This is a genomic window from Pinirhizobacter sp. (assembly GCF_035317885.1).
Lineage (GTDB): Bacteria > Pseudomonadota > Gammaproteobacteria > Xanthomonadales > Rhodanobacteraceae > Pinirhizobacter.
In genome coordinates this window covers 1-4,450 of record NZ_DATHFX010000189.1, presented here as the reverse complement: position 1 = coordinate 4,450, position 4,450 = coordinate 1, and the positions used below count along the sequence as shown (strand labels likewise).

General features: G+C 63.2%; 4 protein-coding genes. 1 reads left to right on the top strand and 3 read right to left on the bottom strand.

All coding sequences use genetic code 11. From position 1 onward, the window contains the following. The coding region (locus tag VK519_RS05945) for a TonB-dependent receptor plug domain-containing protein (protein ID WP_324348207.1) at positions 1–2,389 on the top strand (2,389 nt) is incomplete at its 5' end. 84 nt (positions 2,390–2,473) lie between these two features. Here the strand turns inward: VK519_RS05945 and VK519_RS05940 are convergent. The 3 genes from VK519_RS05940 to VK519_RS05930 form a co-directional block, all read right to left on the bottom strand. Further along, positions 2,474–2,821, bottom strand: a complete 348-nt coding sequence (locus VK519_RS05940) for an ArsR/SmtB family transcription factor (protein ID WP_324348205.1) — start codon at positions 2,819–2,821, stop codon at positions 2,474–2,476. Beyond that, positions 2,805–3,266 carry an SRPBCC family protein gene (locus VK519_RS05935; protein WP_324348204.1) on the bottom strand — a complete coding sequence of 154 codons (462 nt, stop codon included), beginning with the start codon at positions 3,264–3,266 and terminating at the stop codon, positions 2,805–2,807. The genes VK519_RS05940 and VK519_RS05935 overlap by 17 nt, the downstream gene beginning before the upstream one ends. Positions 3,267–3,387: 121 nt before the next feature. Beyond that, complete coding sequence (locus VK519_RS05930; protein ID WP_324348203.1) at positions 3,388–4,254, bottom strand: DUF2846 domain-containing protein; 867 nt, start codon at positions 4,252–4,254, stop codon at positions 3,388–3,390. Positions 4,255–4,450 lie beyond the last annotated feature (196 nt).

Genomic DNA, 4,450 nt, shown 5'->3' with positions numbered 1-4,450 from the left:
CATTTCCCTGCCCTATGGCGCGATCGACCAGCAGGAAGTACTCAGCGGCGGCTACTCGGCTGCCTATGGCCGATCCGACGGCGGCGTGATCAGCCAGGTCGGCAAGAGCGGCACGAACGAGTGGCATGCCGGCGCACAGGTGCTATGGGCACCGGCCTTTGCACAGAGTGACGCGCGCGACATCCACTATCTGCATGGTGGCGATGAGAAAGGCACGATCTACCAGCGCAACGCGCAAAACAAGCAGTGGGTGACCACCGTCGACGGCTATGTCGGCGGCCCGCTGATCAAGGACAAGCTTTTCATCTTCGCGGCGGTGGAGGCGCAGCGCACCGAAGGGAACGACGTGGGCTCGCGCAATAGTCCGTACGACACCCAGTACCGCTACGAAGATCCGAAAGGTTACGTAAAGCTCAACTGGAACATCAACCAGAGCAACATCCTGGAACTCACCGGCCTGTCGCAAACCCACCGCTCCACCGGGTCGAAGTACAACTACGACTACGACACGCTGTCCGACGGCGATTACGCCAGCGGCGACCAGACGCTCAAGACCAGCGCGCGCATCTGGGTGGGCAAGTTCACCAGCTACATCACCGACAACCTCACGCTGACCGCGATGTACGGAAAATCCAAGCTCAGCTACTACAACGAGCCGATCGATTCGGGCGTCACTGGGCCCTTCATCGGCGCGGCCGACCAGCAGAACCCGGCACTGAACGGCGGCCACATCATCACCAACGGCCAGACCCTCGACACCGTGGACAATCCCGACCATAAGTCGAGCAACCGTAACCTGCGGGTGGACTTGAACTACAAGCTCGGCGATCACTCGATCACCGCGGGCATCGATAACCAGGATTCGAAGGACATCCAGGACGGAACCACCATCGGCGGCGCCGGTTACGAGCTGTGGTACGCGCACGGCGACGCGGACAAGAACATCAGCGACAACCCTTATGTCGGCATGCCCGGCAACTACCCGGGTGGCCAGACCGGCTACTACGCCTACATCCGCCACTACAACACGCTGGCCACGGTGGCGGTCAAGCAGCGCGCCCAGTACGTGGAAGACAACTGGCAGGTGAATGACCGCCTGCTGCTTTCGCTGGGCGTGCGCAACGACCAGTTCACCAACTACAACCCGTTCGGCGTGGCGTACCTGCGCCTGACCAAACCGCAATGGGCGCCTCGCCTGGGCTTCAGCTGGGATGTGAACGGCGATTCCTCGCTGAAGGTATATGGCAACGCCGGCCGCTACTTCCTGGCCATGCCCGCCAGCGTCGCGTTGCGCACGGCCTCAGGCTCCCTTGCCGTGAACGAGTACTACACCTATACCGGTATCGCCGCCGATGGCACGCCCACCGGCCTCACCCCGGTCGCCTCGGCCACGGGCGGCGGCGTGTCCCCCAATGGGGAATACGGCCAGGCCCCCGACCCGAAGACCGTGTCGGCGAAGAACATCAAGTCCGAATCGCAGGACGAATTCATCCTCGGCTTCGACAAGCAGTTGAACAACGCTTACGTGTGGGGCATGAAGGCGACCGTGCGGCACCTGAACAACGCGCTCGATGACGTGTGCGACAACGGCGCGATCAGCCGTGCCGCCGAGGCCCAGGGCGCGGACCTCGCCAACGTCACCATCGGCAGCTGCTACCTTTCCAATCCCGGCCGCGCCAACGTCTACCAGCTCAAGTCCGCCGACGGCGGCTACACCAACGTCACCGTCACCAACAAAGACTTCGGCTTCAGCCACCTCAAGCGTAATTACTACGGCCTGGATACCTACCTGTCGCACCCGTTCGACGGCACCTGGGGTGCGAAGATCGACTACCTGTATTCGCGCAGCTATGGCAATACCGAGGGCCAGGTGCGCACGGACGTTGGCCAGGGCAGCGTGTCCGCATCACGCGACTGGGACTACGAAACGCTGATGGAGTACGCCAACGGGTACCTCGCCAACGACCGCAAGCACGTGATCAAGTTCTACGGCTCCTACCAGGTGGCCGCGGAGTGGATGCTCTCGGCCAACGTCACCGTGGCCTCGGGCACGCCGCGCGAATGCCTGGGCCTGTACGGCACGGCGCAGAACGACCCATCCGGTTATGGCAGCTACTACCACTATTGCGACGGGCAGCCGACGCGGCCGGGCGACAAGGGCCGCAATCCCTGGCAGGAGAATATCGACCTGTCTGCCGAATACCGCCCGGAGTGGGCCGGCAAGAAGCTCGCGTTCAACGCCACGGTGTTCAACGTACTCAACCAGCAGCGCGCCAACCAGATCGACCCGGTGTATGGCACGACCACCACGGTGAAGGACAGCTACCAGCGCGTCATCAGCTACCAGACACCGCGTTACGTCCGCTTTGGCGTGACGTACGACTTCTAACCGACACGCCTTGAGTGTTTCCCCCGGCCCTTCCGCGCCCGTCCCCTGTACGCGCGGAGGGGCTGTTTTTTTCGAACGCAGGTTTCAGGCTTCGACCATTCGCTTCAGGCGCAACAACGCATCGTCCCACTGCCGGGCGACGTGATCGAGCGAACGGCGTGCTTCCTCCAGGCGCGAAGGCGCAAATGCCCACATCCGCTCGCGCCCGACCTTCACGTCATTGACCAACCCGGCTTCGGCCAGCACCAGCAGGTGTTTGGTCACGCCCTGGCGTGTGATTTGCGAGCCTTCGGTGAGCTGGGCGATGGACATGGCTCCGCCGGCACACAGCAGGACCACCAGCCGCAATCGCGCCTCGTCACCCAGGGCGGCGAATACGGGCGCGCACCGCTGCAGGCTGCCCTGCGGTGATTGCTTAGTGCGTGGCGACATGGCGCTGGATGTTTTCCATCTGTTCTTCCCATCCGTGGCTGTTCATGCGAAATGCCTCGGCACGCCGTTCGACGGGAATGGCATCGAATCCAGACTCCACTACGCGTAGCAGGGTTCCCCTAGAGGCATCTTCCAGCTCGAACATCACAAGCGTGGTGGGTTCATCGTCGTAATTTTTGGTCGGATCCACCGCGTGTGGATGCCAGCGGAAACCAAAACGGCGTTCCGGCTCGATGCAGACGACGAGGAATTCGAACTTCATGTGTTCGTAACCTGGGATCGTGATGCGTCCCCTGGCAAGCTCGCCCTCGACGAATGCCTCGCCCTGCAGCACAACGCCGAACCATTCCCCGAATGCCTTTGGCTGGATCAGCGCTTGCCACACCCGTGAACGCGGGGCCATAAGCTGGATCTGTCGTTCGATGCGATCGGTGTCTTCGTTCATATGCCACCTCCTGGTTGCATATCTATATCGCACATGATCGCTGAATGCAACCTTTTGGTTGCCCAATGCGACGCCAGGCGTGCAGCGATACCGGCGTTCACCGATATCGCTGCACAACGCCTTACATGTTTGCCTTGCCCGCCTCGCTGCACTGTGCGCCCGTGCAATCGATCTCAAGCCGCGCCACGGCACCTGGGCAGGTGCTGAAGAAGCGGCCGTGGTCACCTTCCACGCTCTCCACGCGGATCAGGCGGTCGCATTGATGCACCGACGCAAGATCCTGCGCCGAACGGAACATCGGCACCGACACGCGCGGGTCAAGGCTCGCCGGGCCGCCGGGAACGACCGTCGCCGGTGCAGCGGAAATGCCCTGGGCGTCAGCATCATTCGCCGGGGCTGTAGCACCGTCGGATACTGGACCGGCTTCGGCCACCGGCGTGGGGGCCTGCTGGGTGTCCGGTGCAACGGCGTCGTTCGCCTGCCCGCTGGCGGGGGCCTCGGGCAGGACCAACCGCGCCTGGTCGCCGGATACCCGGAAGGCGTCGGCGGACGTACGCACCATGCTGCACTCAAGCACGCCCTTCTTGCCCTTCGCCTGGTCCACGACGTGCAGCTGGCTGCGGGCGGCCCACATCCCCATCTTCACTTCCTGCCAGATGAAATACGTCTTGCCGGCCTGGACATCCAGGGAGATGGTGACGTCTTTTTCGGTCTTGGAGGTCACCGAGTGCGTGCCTGGCGGCAAAGCCACTTCAAGATAGGTCTTGGGGCCCGTATCGCCGATGGAAATGCCGTCCACCAACAGCGGCATCTTGATGGCCGCACCCATGATTTCGTCGCGATAGATATAAACCGTCCCCTTGTCGGCGACCGGCGCGAACTGCTTGGCCGCTGCATCGTCGCTTCGTGCGGCCATTGGCACGCTGGCGCAGCCGGTCATTCCAATGGCCGCAGCGATCATCGCCGCGGCAAGATACTTGCGCATCATGTCCTTATCCCCTGTAGTGGTGCGAACGTCGGTTGGTCGATCACCAGGGGTACCCGCCCGCCCGCCCGCTCCCCTGCGGGCCCGGTGCGAACGCACCGCGGCCGTGCCTTCCCCCCCCCTGTAGGGACGGCGAGGCGATCCTCGCACAATCGTGCGGGATCGCACCACTGGCCGCACGGCCAGGAATCCGCGCCTC